Here is a 23,039-nt window from a genome sequence, read left to right on the forward strand (position 1 = left end):
ATTACCAACGGTAGTGCGCAAACGCTTTATTCGCTTCTGCCATTTTATGCACATCTTCTTTTTTCTTAAAAGCCGCACCCTTATCGCTAGCTGCATCCATAAGCTCGTTAGCCAATCTATCCACCATCATCCTTTCATTGCGTTTTCTGGTCGCTTCTAAAATCCAACGGATGGATAGCGACTGTTGGCGGCTCGCTCTCACTTCTACCGGCACTTGATAGGTGGCCCCACCCACTCTTCTGCTGCGCACTTCCACTAAAGGACGCACTCTTTCTAGGGCTTTTTCAAATACTTCAATCCCTTTTTCACCGCTTTTTTCTTCAATCTTATTAAAAGCTTTGTAGATGATTTTTTCCGCTACACTTTTCTTGCCGTCATACATCATCTTATTGATAAACTTAGTAACCACTTTGTTCCCATAAACAGGATCGCCCAAAACCTCCCTAACGGGTGCTTTTCTTCTTCTCATGTTTTTGTTTTCCTCTTATTTTTTCTTGTTGTCTGTTGCTTTCTTGTCGGTTGCTTTAGCTTTTTTAGTCCCGTATTTAGAGCGCGAAACCGTTCTTTTATTGACCCCTGCAGTGTCTAAAGCGCCACGAACGATATGGTATTTCACACCGGGTAAATCCTTAACCCTACCCCCACGCACTAACACAATGGAGTGTTCTTGCAAGTTATGCCCTTCACCAGGGATGTAACTGATCACTTCAAATTTACTGGTCAAACGGACCTTAGCGACCTTTCTTAAAGCCGAGTTAGGCTTTTTAGGGGTAGTCGTATAAACCCTAGTACAAACCCCTCTTCTCTGAGGGCATTCCACTAATGCAGGTGATTTCGTTTTTTTAACCACCTTTTTCCTTTCTTTTCTAATCAACTGATTGATAGTAGGCACTATTTTTCCTTATTCTAAAAATTTAAAACTAAAAGTTCTTCCATTCTACCCTAATTTTTCTTTTAAAAATCTTAACCGATTTTTTTGTCAAAATTTAGAGTCATATTCAAGCGTTTTTAGCACGATTTTTTTATTCTTATACATGCCTGTTCCCACAGGGATCATCCTCCCCAACACCACATTCTCTTTCAAATCCTCTAAAAAGTCTTTTTTCATAGCGATACTGGCTTCTGTTAAAACTTTAGTCGTTTCTTGGAAAGAGGCCGCTGAAATAATGCTATCGCTCCCGATAGCCGCTCTAGTGATCCCTAAAAGCACCGGTTCAGCAATCGCTGGCTCGCCTTTTAAAGCGATCACACGAGCGTTTTCTTCTTTGAAGAGTTTTTTACTGACCAAATCCCCTTCAATAAACTTGCTATCCCCGCTGTCTAAAATACGCACTTGCCTTAGCATTTGAGAAACAATGATTTCAATATGCTTATCTGCAATGCTTACCCCCTGCCTGCGATACACTTGCTGGACTTCGCTCACAATGTATTTATAAAGCTCTTTTTCGCCGCTGATCCTTAAAATATCATGGCTTGAAACCACTCCATCCGTCATCGCTTCTCCTGCATGCACAAATTCATCGGTATGCACTAAAATTTGCTTGCCCTTATCCACAAAATAATCCATGGAACGGCCATCTTTAGAGGTTACGATAATGTGTTCTTTATTGCGAATGGGCTTACCAAAACTCACGATCCCATCAACTTCAGAAAGGATCGCCACATCTTTAGGCTTGGGTTTTCTCGCTTCAAAGAGTTCAGAAACCCTTGGGAGACCCCCGGTAATATCCCTGGATTTAACGGTCGCTTTAGGGATCTTGGCTAACACTTCAGCCTGCTCCACGCTAGAGCCATCACTAACAGCGATAGAGGTTTTTGGCTCTAGGAAATAACGCACTTCTTCGCCATTATCCCCCTCTAAAAACAAGCTTGGTTTGTATCCGCTTGGAATGTAATCATTCACCACTAAGCTTGTGATACCGGTATTTTCGTCTTCTTTTTCAGCGACAGTAACCCCTGCGATAATATCCACAAAACTCACCTTACCTTTAAAGTCCGCAATGATAGGGGTGTTGTAAGGATCCCATGTGGCAATCGTTTTGAAAGTGTTAGTCGTGGGTTTAGAAATCACGCTATTAACGCCCACTTCACTATTATCATCAATTAAGATCTCAGAACCCCTAGCGATATAATGGCGAGCGGCTTCCCTACCATTATCATCAGCTATCACCGCAAACAAGCCTTTTTCGCTCACAATATCGCCCTTTTTGATCCCATGGGTGCGCTCCAAATGATTAGCCTCTAAAACATAGTATTTGATTGTGCCTTTTTCTTTGGCATACACATCTTGTGCAATAGGGTCATTATCCTTGACTAGCAATTCGCTCGCATAAGGGATGCGATTAGGCACATTCCAGCCCTCTTGGATAATATCAGCGATACTTCCCCCCTTATGCACCTTATACCCACTAGCATAAGGCAAATACACTTTCCCCTCAATCTTACCGCCAACACCGGCTAATTCGCTTGGCTTGACAATATCGCTTCTTCTTAAAACAAATTTGGCTTCTTGATCGCTATTTTTCACGCTCACAACGACTTCTTCATAGACCGTTTCAATGCGTAATTCCCCATCAAAAGGCGCTTTAATCTTAGGCTCTACCACTAAAATAGAAGCGTTACGGCGGTTAGCGATAATGTTTTTACCCTCCTTATTCGTGTAAGTCCTAAGGTTGTAGAAACGCACAAAACCTTCTTTGCTCGCTACAATTTCGCGCTCATCCTGACTCCTGCTCGCTGTCCCGCCCACATGGAAAGTCCTTAAAGTGAGCTGAGTTCCAGGCTCCCCGATAGATTGCGCGGCTACCACGCCCACCGCTTCACCCGGATAACTCATCTTGCCTTCGCCTAAATTCAAGCCATAGCATTTTGCGCACACGCCCTTTGGCGCTTTACAAGTTACTGGAGTGCGGATCGTAATAGATTTAATCCCGGCTTCAACCACCTTTTTAGCGCCCTCTTCATCAATCAAAGTGTCCGCATAAAGTAAGATTTCATTCGTAATGGGATCGATCACATCTTCTAATAAAACGCGCCCAAAAATACGCTCTTCTAAAGGCTCAATCAGCTCACTCCCCACCGCAATATCCGTGATTTCAATCCCTTCATGCGTGCCGCAATCATCAGACACCACCTTGACATTTTGCGAAACATCAATGAGCTTTCTTGTCAAATACCCCGCATTGGCTGTTTTTAGCGCTGTATCCGCTAAGCCCTTTCTAGCGCCATGCGTGGAGTTAAAGTATTCTAAGACATTCAACCCCTCTTTAAAGTTAGAAATAATGGGCGTTTCAATGATACTGCCATCTGGCTTTGTCATAAGACCTCTCATCGCTGAAAGCTGACGGATTTGCGCCGCGCTACCCCTTGCACCGCTATCTGCCATCATATAAATAGAGTTAAAGCCCTCTTTGTCTTGTGCGATAGCGGTCATCATTTCTTTACTCATTTTGTCATTGACTTCAGTCCAAGTGTCAATGATCTTATTGTAGCGCTCTTGATCAGTGAGCAACCCTTGATCGTATTGTTGCTGGATTTTTTTAACCTCTATTTTGGCTTTTTCCACCATTTTTTGCTTGTCTTTTGGTGTGATAATATCCTCCATAGAGATAGAAATACCAGCCTTAGTCGCATACCTAAAGCCAAGCGTTTTTAAATTATCCAAAAAGGTTGCGGTAATGCCGATACCACCCACTTTATGCACATAATCCACAAGCACGCCAATATCTTTTTTCTTCATGGACCTGTTCCACAAATCAGTAGGGATAAAATCAGGCAAAATGGACTTGATGATCATGCGCCCTGCGCTCGTAGCGATAATATTCCCTTGATCTAAAACCCTAATCTTTGCGTGGATGTCTAATTCTTTCGTGTCAATAGCGGTAATGATTTCATTCACGCTAGAAAAAAGCTTATGCTCACCCTTGACCCCGCTCTTTTCTAAAGAAAGATAATAAAGCCCTAAAACCATATCCTGGCTAGGAATGGCTACGGCTTTGCCGCTAGCGGGTAAAAGGATATTCATAGAGCTCAGCATCAGCACTTTGCATTCAGCGATCGCTTCCTGGCTTAAAGGCACATGCACCGCCATTTGGTCTCCGTCAAAATCGGCGTTGAACGCTGAACACACTAACGGGTGCAATTGGATCGCTTTGCCGTCAATAAGCTTTGGATGGAACGCTTGAATGGATTGCTTGTGCAAGGTAGGAGCACGGTTGAGTAACACCGGATACCCCTCTGTGATTTCTTGCAAGCACTCCCACACTTCATTGCTTTTTTGTTCAATCATGCGTTTAGCTTGTTTGAGCGTGGTGGCATAGCCTCTCTCTTCAAGCTTGGATAACAAATGCGGTTTGAAGAGTTCTAACGCCATGTTTTTAGGCAATCCGCATTCATCCATTTTAAGATTAGGCCCAACCACAATCACGCTTCTGCCTGAAAAATCCACGCGCTTGCCTAAAAGGTTTTGCCTGAAACGCCCTTGCTTGCCTTTAATGATTTCACTGAGCGATTTTAAAGGGCGCTTGTTAGCCCCTTTAACCGCATTGGTGCTGCGGCCGTTATCAAAAAGCACATCCACGGCTTCTTGCAACATCCTTTTTTCATTGCGCACAATGATTTCTGGTGCCCCAAGCTCCATTAAGCGTTTCAAGCGTTGGTTACGATTGATGACACGGCGATACAATTCATTCACATCGCTGACCGCAAACTTCCCGCCATCTAGCGCGACTAAAGGCCTTAAATCCGGTGGCAATACCGGTAAAACCGTAAGCATCATCCACTCAGGCCTGTTACCAGAATTTAAAAAGCTTTCTACCACTTTCAAACGCTTAATGAGTTTTTTCTTTTTCGCATCGGAATTAGTGTCTTTCACTTCTTCTTTCAAACTCTGCAATAAGGTGATTAAATCAATTTCTTCTAGCAAATCCTTGATCGCTTCACCGCCCATTTGCGCTACAAAGCCCCTGTCTTCGTATCTTCGTGAGATATTTTGATACTGCTCTTCATTCAAAATATCGTATTTCATCACAAGCTTAGTGCCTTCATTGTCATAAGAGGCTTCGCCTGGCTCTTTAACGATATAAGCTTCATAATACAACACGCGCTCTAAGTCTTTCATCTTAACGCCTAAAAGCGTGCCGATACGGCTAGGCAAGGAATTGACATACCAGATATGCGCTACAGGAGTGGCCAATTCAATATGCCCCATTCTGAAACGCCTGACTTTGGAATGCGTGATCGCCACGCCGCATTTTTCGCATGTTCCAATGTCTTTGAAGCGAGGCTTTTTGTATTTACCGCACAAGCATTCATAATCTTTAGTAGGGCCAAAGATTTTCATGCAAAACAAGCCGTCTCGTTCAGGTTTTAGGGTGCGATAATTGATCGTTTCTGGCTTTTTAACTTCCCCATAACTCCAAGAATGGATTTTTTCAGGGCTGGCTAGAGTGAGCTGGAAAGAGCTAAAGTCTTTAGGCCTGTCATCTTCTTTAATGACAATGGGTTTAGGCGCTCCATCCTCATCCACATCGTCCCCAAAAATATTAATATCCAAAGCGAGCGATTGCAATTCTTTAGTCAAGACATAGAAAGTCTCAGGGATTTCGCTCTCGCCCACTTGCTCCCCTTTAACGATAGCCCTATAAGCGTTCTCTCTGCCTCTAATATCATCGGATTTAATGGTGAGCATTTCTTTTAGAGTGTGCGCTGCGCCATAAGCTTCTAGCGCCCACACTTCCATTTCCCCAAACCTTTGACCCCCAAAAAGCGCTTTACCCCCAACAGGCTGGTGCGTTACTAAGCTATAAGGACCTGTGCTTCTGGCATGGACTTTTTCATCTACTAAATGGTGGAGTTTGATCATATACATATAGCCCACATTCACGCGTTCCCTCATTTTCTCGCCTGTGCGCCCGTCATACAGATCCATTTTGCCATCCATAGCGATCTTGGCTAACTCAAATAGCTTATAAAATTTTTCTTGCGAGATGCCTTCAAACACAGGGATAGCCATCTTAACACCCTTGCTCCAATCTTTTGCGTATTCCAAAAGCTCTTCATCAGAACAACTCTCAAGAACATGGATTGTCAAGGAGTCTTTTTCATTAATGGCGTTAGTGATTTCTAGCATTTTAGCGCGCAATTCTTTGGCAAAATCTTTGGTTTTATCCTCTAGCATGCTAGCGATTTGCTTCCCAAATTCTTTCCCCACTAAGCCTAAATGCATTTCTAAAATCTGCCCGATATTCATGCGGCTTGGCACGCCTAAAGGGTTTAAGACAATATCTACAGGCTCGCCATCAGCGGTATAAGGCATATCCGCAACCGGCACGATATTAGACACAATCCCTTTATTCCCATGCCTTCCTGCCATTTTATCGCCCACTTTAAGCTTTCGTTTTGTAGCGATATAAAGCTTGACTTTTTTGATCACGCCATTAGGCAAAATATCATCTTTTTCTAAAATAGAGAGCTTTTCTTCATGCTCTTCGCCCAAGACTTTCTTTTGCTCTAAGAAATTGTTTTTAGTGATTTCATAGTGGTTTTGCACTTCTTTAGAATACTTTTTCACCAAACTAGCCAAAGTGAAGCGATTGATTGAAGCGATTTCTTCTTTAGGGATTTGATCGCCTTCTTTATAATCCTTACCATTATGGCTGAAAGGCTCTTCTAAAACCGCTTGAGAAAGGAGTGAGCTAATGCGCAACAATTCTTCTCTATTAAGCATGGTCAAGCGATCAAAATGCTCCATATCAAGCTTGGCTTTTTCTTCTTCATACGCGCTCAAAACTCGCGCATCTTTCTCATAGCCTTTTTTAGTGAAGACTTTCACATCAATCACCGTGCCTTCCAAACTTGGGGGGCAATACAAACTCTTATTGACCACATGCCCGGCTTTATCCCCAAAAATAGCCCTTAAAAGCCGCTCTTCAGGCGTGCTTTTAATCTCGCCTTTAGGAGAAGTCTTACCCACTAAAATCATGCCAGCGCTCACATAAGTGCCTACTTTAACGATCCCGCTTTCATCAAGATGAGCGAGCGCTTCTTCTTTCACATCAGGAATATCAGCGGTAAACTCTTCCACGCCATGCTTAAGCTCCCTAGCATCCACTTCTTTTTCATAAATGTGGGTGGAAGTGAAAATATCATCTTTAGTGATGCGCTCACTCACCACGATCGCGTCTTCAAAGTTATAGCCATTCCAAGGCATGAACGCCACACGCACATTTTTCCCTAACGCTAACTCGCCTCTATCCATGCTAGGGCCATCAGCGATGATTTGCCCGGCTTCCACTTTATCGCCCACTTTAACGATAGGGACTTGATTGAAACTGGTGTTTTGGTTGGTGCGCAAGTTTTTTTGCAAAGAATACGCATCAATATAGGCTTCTTCTTTGCCTTCGCCTAAAATATAAATATTTTTAGAATCAATTTTTTCTACGACGCCTGCACGATTGGCTTTGATCGCTCCCCAAGAATCCCTAGCGATAATTTTTTCAATCCCTGTGCCCACAATGGGAGCGTCGCTTCTCAATAAGGGCACTGCTTGGCGCTGCATGTTAGTCCCCATTAAGGCACGGTTGGCATCATCATGCTCTAAGAAAGGGATGAGCGATGCGGCTACCCCTACTAGCATGCTAGAGCTTAAATCCATTAAAGTTACTTTGCTTTTTTCGTTTAAAATAATCTCGCCTTCCACGCGCGTTTCAATCAAATCGCCTAAAATATTACCCTCTTCATCAATGGGGGTGCTTGCGGGAGCGATGATGTGGCTGTCTTCTTGAATAGCGGTCAAATAAATCGTCTCACCCACTACCTTGCCATCCACAACCTTTTTATAAGGGGCTTCAATAAAGCCTAAATCATTCACTCTAGTGAAAGTGGAAAGGGTGTTGATCAAACCGATATTTTGACCTTCTGGGGTCTCAATGGGACAGATTCGACCATAATGCGTGGGGTGCACATCCCTAGCTTCAAACCCTACCCTGTCTTTCACCAACCCCCCTTCACCGAGTGCTGAAAGGCGGCGTTTGTGCGTAACCTCACTCAAGGGGTTAGTTTGATCCATAAATTGCGAGAGCTGACCGCCCATGAAAAATTCCATGATGGTGCTTGTGATCATTTTAGAATTAACCAAATCATGAGGCATGAGCGAATCAAAAGCCCCGCTCATGGTAGTGAGCTTGTCTTTAATGGTCTTTTGCATTTTCACTAATCCTGAATGCAATTCATTCGCTAGTAATTCCCCTACCGCCCTGATTCTACGATTGCCCAAGTGGTCTCTGTCATCAATCTTGCCCTGATTGTTTTTGATCTTCATGAGGTATTTAACGGTGGTGATAATATCTTCATGCGTTAAAGTCGTAATATAATCAGGCACATGCAAGCCTAACTTGTGATTCATTTTCATACGGCCCACCATGGTCAAATCATAGCGTTCAGGATCAAAGAAAAGTTTTTTGACAAACTGCTTAGCCACTTCAGTCGTAACAGGATCGCCTGGTTTCATAACCTTATGGATACGAATCGCCGCTAGAGCGTTTTCATCATCAATTTTTTCAGTTTGCTTGAGCAATTTCAAAGACTCAGAATCGGCTGAAAAAGAATGGATAATGGAAGCGTCATGCCCTAAAGCTAAATCGTTGATGATCACAAATTCTTGCACGCCTAAATCGTGGATTTTTTCTAATCTGTTTTTATCTAGCTGAGTGAGCATGTCTAATAAGACTTCTTTCCCCACCATAACAGGCTCAGCTAAATGACGATTGAGTAAAATATCCATAGGGTATTCCACCCATTCTAAATGGTTTTCTTTAAGCTCTTTAATCTTTCTTGAAGTGAGCTTTTTACCCGCTAAAAGAATGATCTTGCCTTGAGGATCTTTCAAGTCAAATTCCATTCTTTGATTGGCGTCTAATGAAGCAAATGGGATCAAATATCTATCGTTTTCATAACGCACTTTAACAAGCGGGTAGAACATTTTGATAATGTCTTGTTTTTGATAATCCATCGCCCTGAATAAAATAGTAACAGGCACTTTACGGCGTTTATTGATACGAGCATATAAAGCATCTTTAGAATCGTATTCAAAATACAGCCACGAACCTCTATCAGGGATGATTTGCCCTGTGTAAATGAGCTTGTTTAAAGAAGTGCTGGACTCTTCTTCTTTGAAAATCACACCGGGGCTTCTGTGGAGTTGATTGACGACCACGCGCTCCACCCCATTAATAATAAATGAAGTGCGTTCTGTCATCAAAGGGATCTCACGAATGAAAATGCTTTGTTCTTTAATATCCTTAATGCCGTTCTTTTCGCCACTTTTGGTGCCTTTTTCCCACAAAATCAAGCGCACTTTAATTTTGAGAGGGATGGAGTAGGTAATGCCCCTTTCCATCGCTTCTCTAACGGTGTATTTAGACTTGCCAAATTCGCAACCTACATATTCTAAAGTGATGCGGTTATGTTCATCTTGAATAGGGAAAATGGATTTAAAAACCTTTTCAATCCCGCTCTCTCTACCATCTTTGGAATACAAGAAAGAATCATAGCTGTCTCGTTGTAATAATAATAAATTAGGAACTTCTAAATCTGTTGGGGTTTTTGTAAAATCAGCTCTCAAGCGGTTTTTTAGGGGAATTTTTTTTGACATATTTCAAGCCTTTGATCAAAAATTTTGAGTTATTTAATGCATTAATTCAAGTAAGCATTGCAAAAGGATCTTTAAACTTTAGAACCATCCATCGATAAAAATACCAAAAACCCACCTGCAATACTAACCACTTTAGACCACACGCTCACAAACAAAATCATGGAGCAAAATCATCTGCAACGCTAGATCAGAGAAAGGCACAAAGACCTTTCTGTTTTTAAGTCTTACTTGACTTCAACCTTAGCACCTACTTCTTCAAGTTTCTTCTTGATGGTTTCAGCTTCTTCTTTATTCACGCCCTCTTTAAGCACATGAGGGGTTTTTTCGGTAGCGTCTTTAGCTTCTTTCAGACCAAGTCCGGTAATTTCACGAACCACTTTAATCACCTTAATTTTTTCAGCACCGCTATCAGCCAAAATCACATTAAATTCGGTTTTTTCTTCGCTCTCAGCCACTGCACCGCCAGCTACAGCCACACCTGCTACGACCGTTGGAGTCGCACTCACGCCAAATTTTTCCTCAAACATTTTAACCAATTCAGAAAGCTCTAAAACGCTCAATGAACCAATATACTCTAACACTTCTTCTTTTGAAATTGCCATAATCCAATCCTTCAAATTTTTTTAAATTAAAGCCATCATAGGCTCTTAGTTTTCTTCTTTCGCTTTACGCAAATTGTCTAAACCCGTAACAAAATAACGTACCGGAGCCGTCCAAACAGAAAGCAACATTCCCATAAGCTCTTCTTTGCTCGGAAGTTTTGAAACCGCTTCCACATGAGCTACGCTAACGCTTTCTTTATCAAACAAGCCCGCTTTCAACACAAAGTGATCTTTATGCTCTTTTTGGAAGTCAAACACAAGTTTAGAGAGAGCGATTTGATCATCGCCCCACAAAAACACATTGGTTTCTTTCAAATCCAAATCAGAATAGCCGGCCTCTTTCATGGCAATATGGGCAAGAGTGTTCTTAATCACTTGCACTTTAATGCCTTGATTGCGAGCTTTATTCCTTAAAACTTCCAACTTTCTCACGCTAAGACCCTTATAATCGCAAATTAAAAGGGCTTTGGCATCTACAAATTGCGATTTTAAGTTAGCGATTAGCTCTACTTTATGTTGCCTTTGATGTTGTTTTTGCATCTTTTCCTCCTTTCTAGACTAGACCTCTGCAAGATTATCTTTTTAAAAAAGAAATTTTAAGCTTTTTAGCTCTTACGATCTTCAGCCTAAGATTAAAAACTCCTAACGCTATTTAATATCCATCAATTCTTGTGCGTCCAAATTCACTGAAGGCGACATGGTGAGCGAAAGAGCGGCGTTTCTAATATACTTGCCTTTCGCACTACTGGGTTTTAGGCGGTTGATTGTTTTAACCAACTCAAGCATGTTTTCTTTGATTTTTTCTTCAGGAAAACTCGCTTTGCCAATAGGGGCATGAACATTACCCTTTTTATCCACCCTAAAATTCACTTGACCGCTTTTAGCGTTGGTAACCGCTTTAGCAATATCCATCGTAACGGTTCCGGTTTTGGGGTTTGGCATCAAACCTTTAGGACCTAAAATCCTACCCACTTTACCGACAACCGCCATCATATCAGGCGTTGCGATCACCATGTCAAAATCAATACGACCATTTTTGATTTCTTCAGCCAAATCGTCTCCGCCAACGACATCAGCCCCGGCGTTTTTGGCTTCATCTTGCTTAATGTCTTTTGCAAAAACGGCCACTCTTACCTTTTTCCCTGTTCCATGAGGAAGCACCACCGCACCGCGCACCATTTGATCCGCATGCCTTGGATCAACCCCCAGTCTTAACGCCACTTCCACGGTTTCATCAAATTTGGCTGAAGCGAGGGATTTAACCACCTCTACGCCTTGCTCTACGCCATACGCTTTATCGTTTTGAATTTTAGAAAAAAGTTTTTCTAATCTTTTAAATACTTTTTTTGCCACGATTCTAATCCTTAAAAATTTCTTTCAATTCCAATAAAACCCAATCAATCCACAACTTCTACGCCCATGCTCCTAGCACTACCCATAATGATTTTTTTGGCCGCTTCCATGGTGCTTGTGTTTAAATCTTCCATTTTCAATTGTGCGATCTCTTCCACTTGCTTGTGGGTGAGCTTTGCAATCTTATTTTTAAGCGGGTTGTCAGAACCTTTTTCAACCCCAGAAGCTTTTTTGATTAAATCGGTTACCGGAGGCTTTTTAGTGATAAAGGTGAAACTCTTATCTTGATAAACCGTGATAATGACCGGGATATTAAAACTCCCCATGTCTTTAGTTCTCTCATTAAAAGCCTTGCAAAATTCCATGATATTAACCCCTCTTTGACCCAACGCTGGCCCTACTGGAGGTGAAGGGTTTGCCTTACCGGCAGGGATTTGAAGTTTGATTTCTCCGACTACTTTTTTAGCCATGTTTTCTCCTTAAAAAGTTATATAATTTTTTCCACTTGCGAATGCAAAATCTCTATTGGAGTGTTCCTACCAAAAATAGAAACATTGAGCTTAAGCTTGCGGTGTTCCACATCATACTCTTCCACCGTAGCGGTAAAGTTTGCAAAAGGACCTTCCACCACGCGCACCACTTCGCCTTGCTCAAAAAAGATTTTTGGCTTGGGGGCTGCTCGGTTATTCATTTTTTCTAAAATATACCCAATATCCGCTTCACTCAATGGGGTTGGCTTTTTGTTTTCTCCAATAAAACGACTCACTCTTGGCAAAGATTGTATCTTATGCCACAAAACCGTATCTAAATCCACCTTAATAAAAACATATCCAGGATAAAGGCTTCGTTCCGTTACTTTCGTCTTGCTTTTTTTAGAAACCTCTATAATATCTTCAGTAGGCACAATGATCTCTTGTATCCTGTCTCTTATATTATGATCGTTCGCTAGATTCTCAATCGCTTTCTTAACGGACTGCTCGCTCCCTGAATAAGTTTGTATGGCATACCAATCCATCATTATTCTCCTTATTTAAAGCCACCAACCTATAGAACACTAGAGACAAAAGCCCCTAGAGAAAAATCCAACAAAGCTAAAAATAGCGTGATAGCACTCACTACCACCAAAACAGAAACAAGCGCATTGCGTATCTGCTCCTTAATAGGAAATATCACTTTAGAAAGCTCTTCTCTAGCTAATTTATATTGCATGAGCCATTTATCCATAGTTTCTCTTCGCCCTCACTTAAACTTAATACATTTATACATTAAAAGAATTTTCGATTCTATCTAAAATAGCTTAAACTAAAATTAAAAAATTTAAAAACAATCCAATTGAAACACAAATTTTGATAGAATAAATTAGCAGATGGCAGGCCAGGAGGGACTCGAACCCCCAACAACCGGTTTTGGAGACCGACGCTCTACCATTGGAGCTACTGACCTAACCTCCCCTCCTTTTAAATCACCACACAAAAAGAAAGAGCTAGCTCTTCAATTTGATTTCTTTATGAAGAGTGTGCTTATTTTCCTTTGGGCAGAACTTCTTAAGCTCCAGTTTTTCAGTGTTAGTTTTAGCGTTCTTGGTTGTGCTGTAATTGATGTCTTCACAATCAGAACACTTCAACCCTATTTTAACTTTCATAATGACCCTTTATGGTAACTCTTTTTGCTAATATTATTCAATAATATTGCTCACAACACCAGCACCAACGGTCCTACCGCCTTCACGAATCGCAAATTTAGTTCCCAATTCCAATGCAACAGGGCTAATCAACTCTACAGTGATTTTAACATTATCGCCAGGCATAACCATTTCTACGCCTTCAGGAAGGGTAATAGAGCCAGTCACATCAGTCGTGCGCACATAGAATTGCGGGCGGTAGTTGGTAAAGAATGGAGTGTGTCTCCCGCCTTCTTCTTTAGAAAGGACATAAATTTCTCCCTCAAATTTCTTGTGTGGAGTGATAGAACCTGGTTTGCATAGAACCATACCTCGTTCTACTTCTTCTTTTTTAGTTCCTCTCAAAAGCACGCCCACATTATCACCGGCCTCACCTTTTTCTAACTCTTTTCTAAACATTTCCACACCGGTTACAGTCGTTTTTTGTGTAGCTCTGATACCAACGATTTCCACTTCATCGCCTACTTTTACCACACCTCTTTCAATCCTGCCCGTAACCACAGTTCCTCTACCCGCAATAGAGAACACATCTTCAACCGGCATCAAGAAAGTTTTTTCAGTGTCTCTTTCTGGGGTAGGGATATAGGCATCCACTTCAGCCATGAGCTTAAGCACTTTTTCACCCCATTCACCCACATTGCCAGCCTTTGCTTCTTCTAAAGCTCTTAAAGCTGAACCCGCTACGATAGGAGTGTCATCACCAGGGAATTCATACGCGCTCAACAATTCGCGCACTTCCATTTCTACTAGCTCTAACAATTCTTGATCATCTACCATGTCTTGTTTGTTTAAGAAAACAACGATGTGAGGCACGCCTACTTGACGAGACAATAAGATATGCTCCCTGGTTTGAGGCATAGGACCATCAGCTGCAGAAACAACCAAAATCGCTCCGTCCATTTGCGCCGCACCGGTGATCATGTTTTTTACATAGTCAGCGTGCCCTGGGCAATCCACATGCGCATAGTGTCTGTTTTCAGTCTCATATTCAATGTGAGAAGTAGCGATAGTGATCCCTCTTTCTTTTTCTTCAGGGGCGTTATCAATATTATCATAGTCTTTCATTTCTGCAAGACCTTTCAAAGAAAGCACCGCTGAAATCGCTGCACTCAAAGTCGTTTTACCATGGTCTACATGCCCAATGGTTCCAATATTAACATGCGGCTTAGTTCTGTTAAACTTTTCTTTTGCCATTTGTATTTCTCCTTAATTTTTTGAAATGGATTTTAGAATTATACTAAACAAAATCCTAAGTATTCCTAAATGCTACCACAAAATTCAAGACATTTTTGTCTCATCGCCATTCAAGAGATTATAAACTGGAGCCTATAAGCGGAATTGAACCGCCGACCTCTTCCTTACCAAGGAAGTGCTCTGCCTCTGAGCTATATAGGCGTCTCAAAAATTAAAATGTTATCCTAAAAATGGAGCGGGAAACGGGACTCGAACCCGCGACCCTCAGCTTGGAAGGCTGATGCTCTAGCCAACTGAGCTATTCCCGCATCTATAAAACAAATGGTGGTGAGACGTGGATTCGAACCACGGAAGACATAGTCAGCAGATTTACAGTCTGCCCTCGTTGGCCACTTGAGTATCTCACCAAAAACTTTGCAAAATAACATTTCAACTGGAGCTGGCTAAGGGACTTGAACCCCCGACCTGCTGCTTACAAGGCAGCTGCTCTACCAACTGAGCTAAGCCAGCAACTAAAATAATCAAAGACTTGGGATTATAGCAGTTTTATACTTGACTTGTCAAGAAACGATGACAGAAAGCTAAATTATTCGTATGGCACAGAGCTATGGTTAAAATTTTAGCTATAATCTAGCTTAATTTGGCTTAACACAGCTCAAAGCTCATTGCATATAAAGAATTTATGGACACTTAAATTATGGCGAAAAAAAAACATAAAATTTCTACTTTAAAATACTTTTTGCGCTCTTTAAAGCAAATCTACATGCTCATCACTTTCAAGGAAAAAATCGTTTTTTTCCTGCTTGTGTTGATGGCTGTTTTTTCTTCTTTTGTGGAAGTGATGTCCCTAACTCTCCTAATGCCTTTTATCACTCTCGCTTCCGATCCCAATAGGGCTTTAGACGACAAAGATTGGAAAATGGTCTATGATTTTTTCCATTTTTCATCTCCCGTTCGTCTTATGTATTTCTTTAGCTTTTGCTTGGTGGGGATTTATTTGTTCAGGATGTTTTATGGGGTGTCTTTCACTTATTTGAAAGGGCGTTTTTCCAATAAGAAAGCTTATCAAATCAAACAACAACTTTTTTTACAGCACATTAAAAGCAACTATCTCTCCCACCTTAACCACAATTTGGATTCTTTAAGAGACATTATCAATAATAAAGCAGAGGGCATGTTTGCGAGCTTTAACGCTTTTTTGAATTTACTCACTGAAATAACCGTGATCGTTTTTTTCTACTCCACGCTCATATTAACTAATTGGAAAATAACGCTCGTTTTTACTATAATTCTCGCCTTACAAATTTTTCTTATTGTCAAAAAAGTCACCGTTCTTATCAAAAAAAAGGGTGAGATGGCTGCCAAATCCAAAGCGCAAACGCTTAAGGTTTTTTCAAAATTTTTCAGCAATTTCAAAATCACTAAACTCAAAGACAACCACGAAGAAGCCCACAAGCTTTTTGGAGAAAATAGCCGTAAAGCTCATGACACCGAGATTATTTACGCCACTTTACAAGTAGTCCCCAGGTATTCAATAGAAACGGTGGGCTTTAGTTTGTTGATTTTAGCGGTCGCTTACATTCTATTCAAATACGGCGAAGCTAAAATGGTGCTCCCTACCATTTCTATGTATGCTCTAGCGCTTTATCGCATACTCCCTTCTGTAACTGGAGTGATCAATTACTACAATGAAATCGCTTACAACCAGCTTGCGACCAACATTGTTTTTAAAAGCCTTTCTAAAACCATCGTTGAAGAGGATTTAGTCCCTTTAGACTTTAATAAAAAAATCACTCTTCAAAACATTTCATTCGCTTATAAGTCAAAACACCCGGTTTTAAAAAATTTTAACCTCACCATTCAAAAAGGTCAAAAAGTCGCTCTCATAGGCCATAGCGGGTGCGGAAAATCCACGCTAGCAGATATTATTATGGGGCTTACCTACCCTAAAAGCGGGGAAATTTTTATTGATAACACCCTTTTAACCAACGAAAACAGGCGCTCATGGCGTAAAAAAATAGGCTATATCCCCCAAAATATTTACCTTTTTGATGGCACTGTGGGGGATAATATCGCTTTTGGGAGTGCCATAGATGAAAAACGCTTGATTAAGGTGTGCAAAATGGCTCATATTTATGATTTTTTATGCGAGCTTGAAGGCCTTAAAACCCAAGTGGGCGAAGGGGGTGCTAAGCTTAGCGGCGGTCAAAAACAGCGCATAGGCATTGCAAGAGCCTTATACGATAACCCTGAAATTTTGGTTTTAGATGAAGCCACTTCGGCCCTAGATAATGAAACCGAGAGGAAAATCATGGATGAAATCTATCAAATCGCTAAAAATAAAACTCTGATCGTTATCGCCCACCGCTTAAGCACGATTGAACGCTGTGAAGTCATCATTGATATGAGCCAACACAAAGACAATCTTGGCTGATTAAGTTGGCTTTACTCTTTTGTAAAGTTCTGCAAATCAAACCCTTTAAAACTCTCCAAGTACTTCCCTTGATAGCCGTTTTGACCCACTAAATTTTTCAAAACCTTGCTGTTATAGCCCAAAAACGCCACTTCATTAGCTTTAGCGCTTTCATAGTCATTGACGCTATCGCCTATCATTAGCATGCGGCTTGGGTTATAGGCATATTTTTGAATGATATTAGCGATGATTTTAGGTTTATTAGGCGGACTCCCTTCAACGCTCTTAAAATACTTAACGATCCCTAAAAACTCGCACAACACTTGCAATTCACTATGCAAGGCCGCTGAAGCGATATGGAAAATATAATTTTTATAATGCTTATCAATAAACGCCATCACTTCGCTGTTCAAATGCTCTCTATCAAAAAGCTTTTGTTCTATAATAGCGCCAAACTCTAGGGCTAATGCATCCACTTTTTCTTGAGCGATAGGGGTTTTTAAAATCTCATTATAAAAATATTGGATTTTTTCATTCCTTGAAACCCCTCTACTTTGATAATGATAAACTTCAAATTGTTTCAAATTCTCTTGATTCTTGTTACCATGCTTTTGAAACAACGCCTTAAACCCTTCATTTTTTAAATGCATGCTGTCAAAAATCACGCCATCAAAATCCCATAAAACCACTTCAAGCGCCATGATTTCCCCTTTTTTGTAAGCTTATTTTGGCTTAATTTTACCCTATTCAAGCGATATTTAAGCGATGATTTTTGCCATCATTGGAGTGTTAAGGTTGGGTTATCTTGACTCTTATTTGATAAGAATATGCAAACACTCTTTGGTGTGTGCGGCTTTGTGGGCGCATTTGCTATCCGCTTTAAAACGCATGTAAGTTTTGGTAATTAAGGAGTAAGCGCCGTATTTTTTTAAGATATTTCCAATCTCTGTTTCACTCATAAGCCCTTCATTGTTATAGCTTAAAAAGATATATTTGAATCGCGCTGTTTTGATTAAATTTTCAAAAGCGTTTAAGATTTTAGCGCGAGAGCAAAACGATGATTTCTGGTAACTGGGCAAGCCGGTTTTGCCTTTTGGAGCAAAGGGCGTATAAGCAGCAATCGTGTTTAATAAATGGTAATTCGATCCGTATTGCCTCGCATTATAAGGAGGATCTAAATACAAAATATCCCCTGAAATCTTCCCGATCAGTTCGCTAGCGTCTTGCTGATACACTTCATTAGCGTTTAAACTCAAATCAAAATGAGCGCCTTTTAAAATGAGTTCTTTTTGAGCGCTTTTTTTAAGGCGTTTTAAAAAAGCCCCATAAACTGAAGCAGTGTTAGCCACCTTGTCCGCGCTTTCTAATAGCGATGCGAGCAAAAAATAATACGCATGGTTATCAATGTTTTGAGAAAGCTTAAGCTCTTCAATTTTTAAACGCATCGCATCAATTTTTTGAGCGTTTGTTTCACTAAAATACTGCCTTGAACTCCCCCCTAAAGAATAATGCGAATAGATAAAGCCCTTTTTTAAAGCAACGCTATTAATCTCATCAATAAGCTCTTCTTTATTAGGGATTTCTTGAATGTTGCCGATATAATTTTGATTCAAAACAAAGCTATAATATTCCAAATCGTTAGAGATGATTTTATGGACAGCCTTTTTAAACGCACGCCCCACAATGCCCGTCCCAGCGAATAGATCACAAAAAATCGCACCAAAGAGATCATGACCTACAACCGCATGGATATTTTCTTTAATAAAGGGAATGAGTTTGTATTTAGAGCCGATGTAGTTCATTGCAACCGCTATAAAGTAGTTTTTTGATTGTATCCAATTTGATACTCTTCATTAAATATCCTATCATTACAAGTTTTCCTGTATTGTATGGGGTCATATTGATAACAACCCACACAACCATCATATTCAGCCACCCCCTCATAGATAAGGATAATGACTGCCAGGAATTTTTGTCGCATCAAATCTATAGCCGTTTTCTTTGCATTTTTTACAAATCTGGCGTTTCTTGTCATTACAAGCTTTACATAAAGCTTGGAAATCATCAAAAGTCTGTGTATTTAAATCAGAAACTCTTAAATCATTCTTGTGGCTGTCTTTATGATCTACCCTATTTGAGTGTTTTCAGAGTTGCCACGCACACCGCACATCGCACAACATTGTTGGCTATAGTAATTTTTAATGTCTTGACGGATACTTTGGTTAAAAACACATTCGGTATTATAGCCATTCAAGCGTATTTTATCAATAGAAATTTCCTAGAGTTTGCCCTTTATCAGATTCTAATTTAAATTCTTTAGCCAAAGACAAGTTAGCCCTACACCAACTCCCCCCATTACCCAGCTGTAATCCTTGATATTTTCCTACAAATTCTGTAATGCTTACCCAACGACTCACCCCATTTTTATCAGGTTGATCAAGTTCCAAAAATAACTCTTTTTTACTTTTACCCATTTTAAAAATCCTCTCTATAAAATTCCATAAACTCTAATCAATTCACCTCAAAATAAGCCGCATGGCACAAACTCCAAGCACTTATCTAAAATTAACGATCTTTTGTGATGGTTTTAGCTTTAGCGCCTACAGCCGTTGAACCCGTGGGTAAATCTGAAAGCACCACCGCATTAGCTCCAATCTTCACATCATCACCTACGCAAATTGCGCCCAAGACCTTAGCCCCTGCCCCCACTACCACTCGGTTGCCTAAAGTAGGGTGGCGCTTGCCCTTAAACTTGCCCGTGCCCCCTAGAGTTACGCCATGATAAATGGTAACATCATCTCCAATCTCTGTGGTCTCGCCAATCACCACACCCATGCCATGATCAATAAAAAGCCCTCTCCCAATCTTAGCGCCTGGGTGGATTTCTATCCCAGTAATAAAGCGCGCCAACTGAGAAAGCGCGCGCGCAATAAAATAAAACCCCCGCTTGTGCAACGCATGCGCTAGGCGGTGGCAAAGCAGTGCATGAATGCCCGGATAAAGCAAAAGAACCTCCCACTTATTCCTGGCTGCCGGGTCTTCTTGCAAGACACGCTCTAGGCTATAAGACAGATCTAGCATGATAAGAGTCTCCGGTTGAAATATATTTGAATCAACATGACTTAAGCAGATTTTTTCTCATCCATTCTAATAAAATTTGATGCAAATTTTTCCTGCCATTATACCCAAACTCACACTCCTTTTATGACGGATTAAACAATCCTTTAAAAAAGGCTTAAAAACTCACTAATCATCATTTATTTGGTATTTATTGGGAATAAAACTATTTTAAATGAAAAATAAAAAGCAGATTGAAAAAGATTATCGGCAATGGTGCCGAAGGTCGGACTCGAACCGACACGGGATTGCTCCCACCAGATTTTGAGTCTAGCGTGTCTACCAATTCCACCACTTCGGCGTATATATAGAGCAAAGAGTGAGATTATACCCACTTATTCCTTAAAGAAACTTAATGGTGCACTGGGCGAGACTCGAACTCGCACGAGATTGCTCCCACCACCCCCTCAAGATGGCGTGTCTACCAATTCCACCACCAGTGCTAAAAATTTAAAGCAAATATTATAGCTAAATCATGCTTTTTAAGCAATAATTTAGCCCACCAAAACCCTTAACTTAAGAATGGGTTACTATAAATAGCGATAATAGCAAACACTAGAGTATAAATCACTTGTGCTTCAATCATCGCCATGGCCACGAACATGGTTGTGAGCAATTTACCGCCCACTCCTGGGTTTCTCGCTGTGCCTGTAATGGTCGCTGCGGCCGCATTCCCCATGCCGATCGCCCCACCAAAAGCGGCAATCCCTAGACCGATCATCGCTCCTAAGATAGAATAAGATTTAATCATATCCATCCCACCCATTCCACCATCGTGAGCGAAAGCAACGCCCGCTAAAGCCAGAAGAAATAACGCTAAAAATTTCATTTTCGCACTCCGTTTCAAAGATTAGGCTTGATTTTCATTTCGAATCGTTCCTCTACTTCAAAAATACAAGCAAGGATTTATTTTAATACAAACTAGCTTAAAATCTCTTTTAAAAAACGCTTTTTAAAATTTTAAGCCAAATCTAAAGCGATTTTACCTCTATTGAAACTAATCACCCTGCATTTGATGCTATCGCCTTCTTTTAAAACCACTTGACACCTGTCCATATTTTGCTTTCTTAACAAGCCTTCGCCTCCCTTAGGCAAGCTTAAAAACGCCCCAAAATCCACGATTCGTTTCACTTGAGCTTCTAATATCTCATCAATAGCGTATTGCTCCAATTCTTGATCTAAAGAATGCAAATAGTTTAAAATAAATTCCTTAGTTTTTAAAACACGCTCTTTATTCCCCATGATTTTCACTTCACCGCTTTGTTTATTCAAATCAATTTTAACCTCAAACTTTTCTACTATCTCTCTGATCACACGCCCCCCTTGACCGATAATTTCTACAATTTTATCCGGCACGACATTAAAAATTTCAGTTGCAGGCAAATGGGAAAAATCGATCACAATCTTTTCTTTCGCTTCATGCATGATTTTTAAAATATGCTCTCGCGCTCTTTTAGCTTGGAGTAAGGCTTGGTATAAAACCTCTAATTGGATACCGCTCATTTTGGTATCCATTTGCATAGCCGTAATGCCTTCTAAATTCCCGGCAATCTTAAAATCCATATCGCCTTCTGCGTCTTCTAAACCGCTAATATCGCTTAAAATAGCGTGATCTTGCCCTTCGCTCACCATGCCCATAGCCACCCCAGCGACTAAATCATAAATTTCCACACCGCTTGCATAAAGGGCTAAAGAGCCTGCGCACACGCTCGCCATTGAGCTTGAACCATTGCTTTCTAAAATCTCAGAAACCAATCGTATCACCTGCTCTTTATTTTTAATGCTCGTTTCTAAGGCCCTTTTAGCTAAATTCCCATGCCCTAATTCGCGCCTTGAAGTCGCGCCAATAGAACTCGCTTCGCCCACGCAAAAAGGAGGGAAATTATAATGGAACATGAACCGCTCTTTGATAGGGGCTTTATGCTCCAAACTCTCATGGGTTTGAGCGTCATTATCCGTGCCTAAAACCCCTACCACTAAGCTTTGAGTTTGCCCCCTAGTGAATAAAATGGAGCTATGTGCCATAGGGAGCAAATCGCTCTCTATCACAATGGGCCGCACTTCTTCTAACGCGCGCTTATCCGGGCGGATTTTATCCTTAATGATCATGCGTCTTATCTCAGTTTTTTTCACTTTTTCTAAAGACAATTCAATTTCTTCTAAACTGAATTCTGAGTGGGCTTCACTGATTTTTCTGGCAATTTCATTGAAAACATTTTCCCGCTCGCTCAAAGCAGAACTTTCAATGCCTTTGATGATTTCATCAAAATACTGATTTTTTAATAAATCTAACAGCCTTTCATTAAAGACTATTCCTTGGCTCTCTTTAAAAAGCAGCTCGTTTTGGTGGGGCGTGAACACTTCTTCATAAAGCGTGCAAGTTTCTTTCAAACTTTTTTGAGCCAATTCTAAAGCTTTTAGCATTAAAGGCTCTTCTAAAGCGTTTAATTTTTGCCCTAAAGAGCGCATTTCTATCATGTTCAAACTCTCTTTTGTGCCGGACACGAATAAATCCAAACTGGATTGATTCAAAAGGCTTGCGTTAGGGTTAATGATAAATTCGTTATCAATCCTAGCGATCCTGCAAGCACTCACGCTTTTAATGGGAGCGATACGGACCAAAAAGAGAGCGGCTGAAGCAGCGTTTAAAGCAGAAACTTGCAAGTCGTTTTCAATATCATGGCTTAAGACCATTAAAGTGATCTGTGTAGGGTAGCGGTAGTCTTTAGGGAATAAAGGGCGTAAAGTCCTGTCTATAAGCCTAGAGGTTAAGATTTCAAAATCTTGCGCCCTGCCTTCTCTTTTAACAAAACCACCCGGGATCTTCCCAGCTGCATAAGATTTTTCTAAAAACTGCACCACTAAAGGCAGAAAATCTTCACTCACAGGCTCTCTTTCTGTGCACACGCTCGCTAGAATGATGGTTTTTCCTGAGCGATACATAAGAGAGCTAGTGGCTTGTTTGGCCACTTGTTTGAGAGCGAACTCTTCGGTTTTGTTACCAGAATTGATGGTGATAAAATCCAT

General features: G+C 40.8%; 17 protein-coding genes, 7 tRNA genes and 1 pseudogene. 1 reads left to right on the plus strand and 24 read right to left on the minus strand.

What is annotated here, in order from left to right:
• Nucleotide 1: 1 nt before the first annotated feature.
• The 16 genes from rpsG to AA974_RS05360 form a co-directional block, all read right to left on the minus strand.
• Nucleotides 2–469 carry a 30S ribosomal protein S7 gene (gene rpsG, locus AA974_RS05285; protein ID WP_001254365.1) on the minus strand — a complete coding sequence of 156 codons (468 nt, stop codon included), beginning with the start codon at nucleotides 467–469 and terminating at the stop codon, nucleotides 2–4.
• A gap of 15 nt (nucleotides 470–484) precedes the next feature.
• The gene (gene rpsL / locus AA974_RS05290; RefSeq protein WP_001142321.1) at nucleotides 485–892 is read right to left on the minus strand and encodes a 30S ribosomal protein S12; all 408 of its coding nucleotides are present in this window, start codon (nucleotides 890–892) and stop codon (nucleotides 485–487) included.
• A gap of 87 nt (nucleotides 893–979) precedes the next feature.
• Nucleotides 980–9,652, minus strand: a complete 8,673-nt coding sequence (locus tag AA974_RS05295) for a DNA-directed RNA polymerase subunit beta/beta' (RefSeq protein ID WP_064433717.1) — start codon at nucleotides 9,650–9,652, stop codon at nucleotides 980–982.
• Between the two features lie 224 nt (nucleotides 9,653–9,876).
• Nucleotides 9,877–10,254 (minus strand): 50S ribosomal protein L7/L12, encoded by a 378-nt coding sequence (gene rplL, locus AA974_RS05300; RefSeq protein WP_064433718.1) that lies wholly within the window; start codon nucleotides 10,252–10,254, stop codon nucleotides 9,877–9,879.
• A gap of 45 nt (nucleotides 10,255–10,299) precedes the next feature.
• Nucleotides 10,300–10,794: a 50S ribosomal protein L10 gene (gene rplJ / locus AA974_RS05305; protein WP_064433719.1), complete on the minus strand. Its 495-nt coding sequence runs from the start codon at nucleotides 10,792–10,794 to the stop codon at nucleotides 10,300–10,302.
• 108 nt (nucleotides 10,795–10,902) lie between these two features.
• Entirely contained in the window at nucleotides 10,903–11,607 is a 705-nt protein-coding gene (rplA, locus tag AA974_RS05310) for a 50S ribosomal protein L1 (RefSeq protein ID WP_001085846.1), read from the minus strand.
• Nucleotides 11,608–11,651: 44 nt separating this feature from the next.
• Entirely contained in the window at nucleotides 11,652–12,077 is a 426-nt protein-coding gene (gene rplK / locus AA974_RS05315; protein ID WP_064433720.1) for a 50S ribosomal protein L11, read from the minus strand.
• Nucleotides 12,078–12,094: 17 nt separating this feature from the next.
• Nucleotides 12,095–12,622, minus strand: a complete 528-nt coding sequence (nusG, locus tag AA974_RS05320; RefSeq protein ID WP_064434077.1) for a transcription termination/antitermination protein NusG — start codon at nucleotides 12,620–12,622, stop codon at nucleotides 12,095–12,097.
• A gap of 29 nt (nucleotides 12,623–12,651) precedes the next feature.
• Entirely contained in the window at nucleotides 12,652–12,831 is a 180-nt protein-coding gene (secE, locus tag AA974_RS05325; protein WP_000362125.1) for a preprotein translocase subunit SecE, read from the minus strand.
• 143 nt (nucleotides 12,832–12,974) lie between these two features.
• Nucleotides 12,975–13,050 (minus strand) — tRNA-Trp (locus tag AA974_RS05330).
• Nucleotides 13,051–13,090: 40 nt separating this feature from the next.
• Nucleotides 13,091–13,249, minus strand: a complete 159-nt coding sequence (gene rpmG, locus AA974_RS05335) for a 50S ribosomal protein L33 (protein WP_064433721.1) — start codon at nucleotides 13,247–13,249, stop codon at nucleotides 13,091–13,093.
• A 33-nt stretch (nucleotides 13,250–13,282) separates the two neighbouring features.
• Nucleotides 13,283–14,482 carry an elongation factor Tu gene (gene tuf, locus AA974_RS05340; RefSeq protein ID WP_001040578.1) on the minus strand — a complete coding sequence of 400 codons (1,200 nt, stop codon included), beginning with the start codon at nucleotides 14,480–14,482 and terminating at the stop codon, nucleotides 13,283–13,285.
• Between the two features lie 126 nt (nucleotides 14,483–14,608).
• Nucleotides 14,609–14,683, minus strand: a tRNA-Thr gene (locus AA974_RS05345).
• A 30-nt stretch (nucleotides 14,684–14,713) separates the two neighbouring features.
• Nucleotides 14,714–14,790 (minus strand) — tRNA-Gly (locus AA974_RS05350).
• Between the two features lie 14 nt (nucleotides 14,791–14,804).
• Nucleotides 14,805–14,889, minus strand: a tRNA-Tyr gene (locus AA974_RS05355).
• A 27-nt stretch (nucleotides 14,890–14,916) separates the two neighbouring features.
• Nucleotides 14,917–14,992: transfer RNA gene (locus tag AA974_RS05360), tRNA-Thr, on the minus strand.
• A gap of 187 nt (nucleotides 14,993–15,179) precedes the next feature.
• Between AA974_RS05360 and AA974_RS05365 the strand changes: the two genes are divergently transcribed.
• Nucleotides 15,180–16,916, plus strand: coding sequence for an ABC transporter ATP-binding protein/permease (locus tag AA974_RS05365; protein WP_064433722.1), 1,737 nt, complete (start codon nucleotides 15,180–15,182; stop codon nucleotides 16,914–16,916).
• Nucleotides 16,917–16,927: 11 nt separating this feature from the next.
• Here AA974_RS05365 and AA974_RS05370 read toward each other — a convergent pair whose 3' ends face one another.
• The 8 genes and pseudogenes from AA974_RS05370 to AA974_RS05405 form a co-directional block, all read right to left on the minus strand.
• Nucleotides 16,928–17,596, minus strand: a complete 669-nt coding sequence (locus AA974_RS05370; protein WP_064433723.1) for an HAD family hydrolase — start codon at nucleotides 17,594–17,596, stop codon at nucleotides 16,928–16,930.
• A 111-nt stretch (nucleotides 17,597–17,707) separates the two neighbouring features.
• Nucleotides 17,708–18,697, minus strand: a complete 990-nt coding sequence (locus AA974_RS05375) for a DNA adenine methylase (RefSeq protein WP_064433724.1) — start codon at nucleotides 18,695–18,697, stop codon at nucleotides 17,708–17,710.
• An 8-nt stretch (nucleotides 18,698–18,705) separates the two neighbouring features.
• Nucleotides 18,706–19,369, minus strand: a pseudogene (locus AA974_RS08075) (HNH endonuclease).
• A 91-nt stretch (nucleotides 19,370–19,460) separates the two neighbouring features.
• Nucleotides 19,461–19,976 (minus strand): serine O-acetyltransferase, encoded by a 516-nt coding sequence (gene cysE / locus AA974_RS05385; protein ID WP_000886329.1) that lies wholly within the window; start codon nucleotides 19,974–19,976, stop codon nucleotides 19,461–19,463.
• A gap of 250 nt (nucleotides 19,977–20,226) precedes the next feature.
• Nucleotides 20,227–20,313: transfer RNA gene (locus AA974_RS05390), tRNA-Leu, on the minus strand.
• A 55-nt stretch (nucleotides 20,314–20,368) separates the two neighbouring features.
• Nucleotides 20,369–20,455: transfer RNA gene (locus AA974_RS05395), tRNA-Leu, on the minus strand.
• 68 nt (nucleotides 20,456–20,523) lie between these two features.
• A complete protein-coding gene (locus tag AA974_RS05400; RefSeq protein ID WP_064433725.1) occupies nucleotides 20,524–20,841 on the minus strand; it encodes a F0F1 ATP synthase subunit C in 318 nt (105 codons plus the stop codon).
• Between the two features lie 131 nt (nucleotides 20,842–20,972).
• Nucleotides 20,973–23,039: a polyribonucleotide nucleotidyltransferase gene (locus tag AA974_RS05405; protein WP_064433726.1), complete on the minus strand. Its 2,067-nt coding sequence runs from the start codon at nucleotides 23,037–23,039 to the stop codon at nucleotides 20,973–20,975.

Source organism: Helicobacter pylori, assembly GCF_001653475.1.
GTDB lineage: Bacteria > Campylobacterota > Campylobacteria > Campylobacterales > Helicobacteraceae > Helicobacter > Helicobacter pylori_CM.

Coding starts and splice junctions, on each gene's coding strand:
- AA974_RS05405 (WP_064433726.1), bottom strand. CDS start 23,039: ATGGATTTTATCACCATCAATTCTGGTAACAAAACCGAAGAGTTCGCT.
- secE (WP_000362125.1), bottom strand. CDS start 12,831: ATGGATAAATGGCTCATGCAATATAAATTAGCTAGAGAAGAGCTTTCT.
- rpsG (WP_001254365.1), bottom strand. CDS start 469: ATGAGAAGAAGAAAAGCACCCGTTAGGGAGGTTTTGGGCGATCCTGTT.
- rplK (WP_064433720.1), bottom strand. CDS start 12,077: ATGGCTAAAAAAGTAGTCGGAGAAATCAAACTTCAAATCCCTGCCGGT.
- nusG (WP_064434077.1), bottom strand. CDS start 12,622: ATGGATTGGTATGCCATACAAACTTATTCAGGGAGCGAGCAGTCCGTT.
- rplL (WP_064433718.1), bottom strand. CDS start 10,254: ATGGCAATTTCAAAAGAAGAAGTGTTAGAGTATATTGGTTCATTGAGC.
- AA974_RS05375 (WP_064433724.1), bottom strand. CDS start 18,697: ATGAACTACATCGGCTCTAAATACAAACTCATTCCCTTTATTAAAGAA.
- AA974_RS05370 (WP_064433723.1), bottom strand. CDS start 17,596: ATGGCGCTTGAAGTGGTTTTATGGGATTTTGATGGCGTGATTTTTGAC.
- rplJ (WP_064433719.1), bottom strand. CDS start 10,794: ATGCAAAAACAACATCAAAGGCAACATAAAGTAGAGCTAATCGCTAAC.
- cysE (WP_000886329.1), bottom strand. CDS start 19,976: ATGCTAGATCTGTCTTATAGCCTAGAGCGTGTCTTGCAAGAAGACCCG.
- AA974_RS05400 (WP_064433725.1), bottom strand. CDS start 20,841: ATGAAATTTTTAGCGTTATTTCTTCTGGCTTTAGCGGGCGTTGCTTTC.
- rpmG (WP_064433721.1), bottom strand. CDS start 13,249: ATGAAAGTTAAAATAGGGTTGAAGTGTTCTGATTGTGAAGACATCAAT.
- AA974_RS05295 (WP_064433717.1), bottom strand. CDS start 9,652: ATGTCAAAAAAAATTCCCCTAAAAAACCGCTTGAGAGCTGATTTTACA.
- tuf (WP_001040578.1), bottom strand. CDS start 14,482: ATGGCAAAAGAAAAGTTTAACAGAACTAAGCCGCATGTTAATATTGGA.
- AA974_RS05365 (WP_064433722.1), top strand. CDS start 15,180: ATGGCGAAAAAAAAACATAAAATTTCTACTTTAAAATACTTTTTGCGC.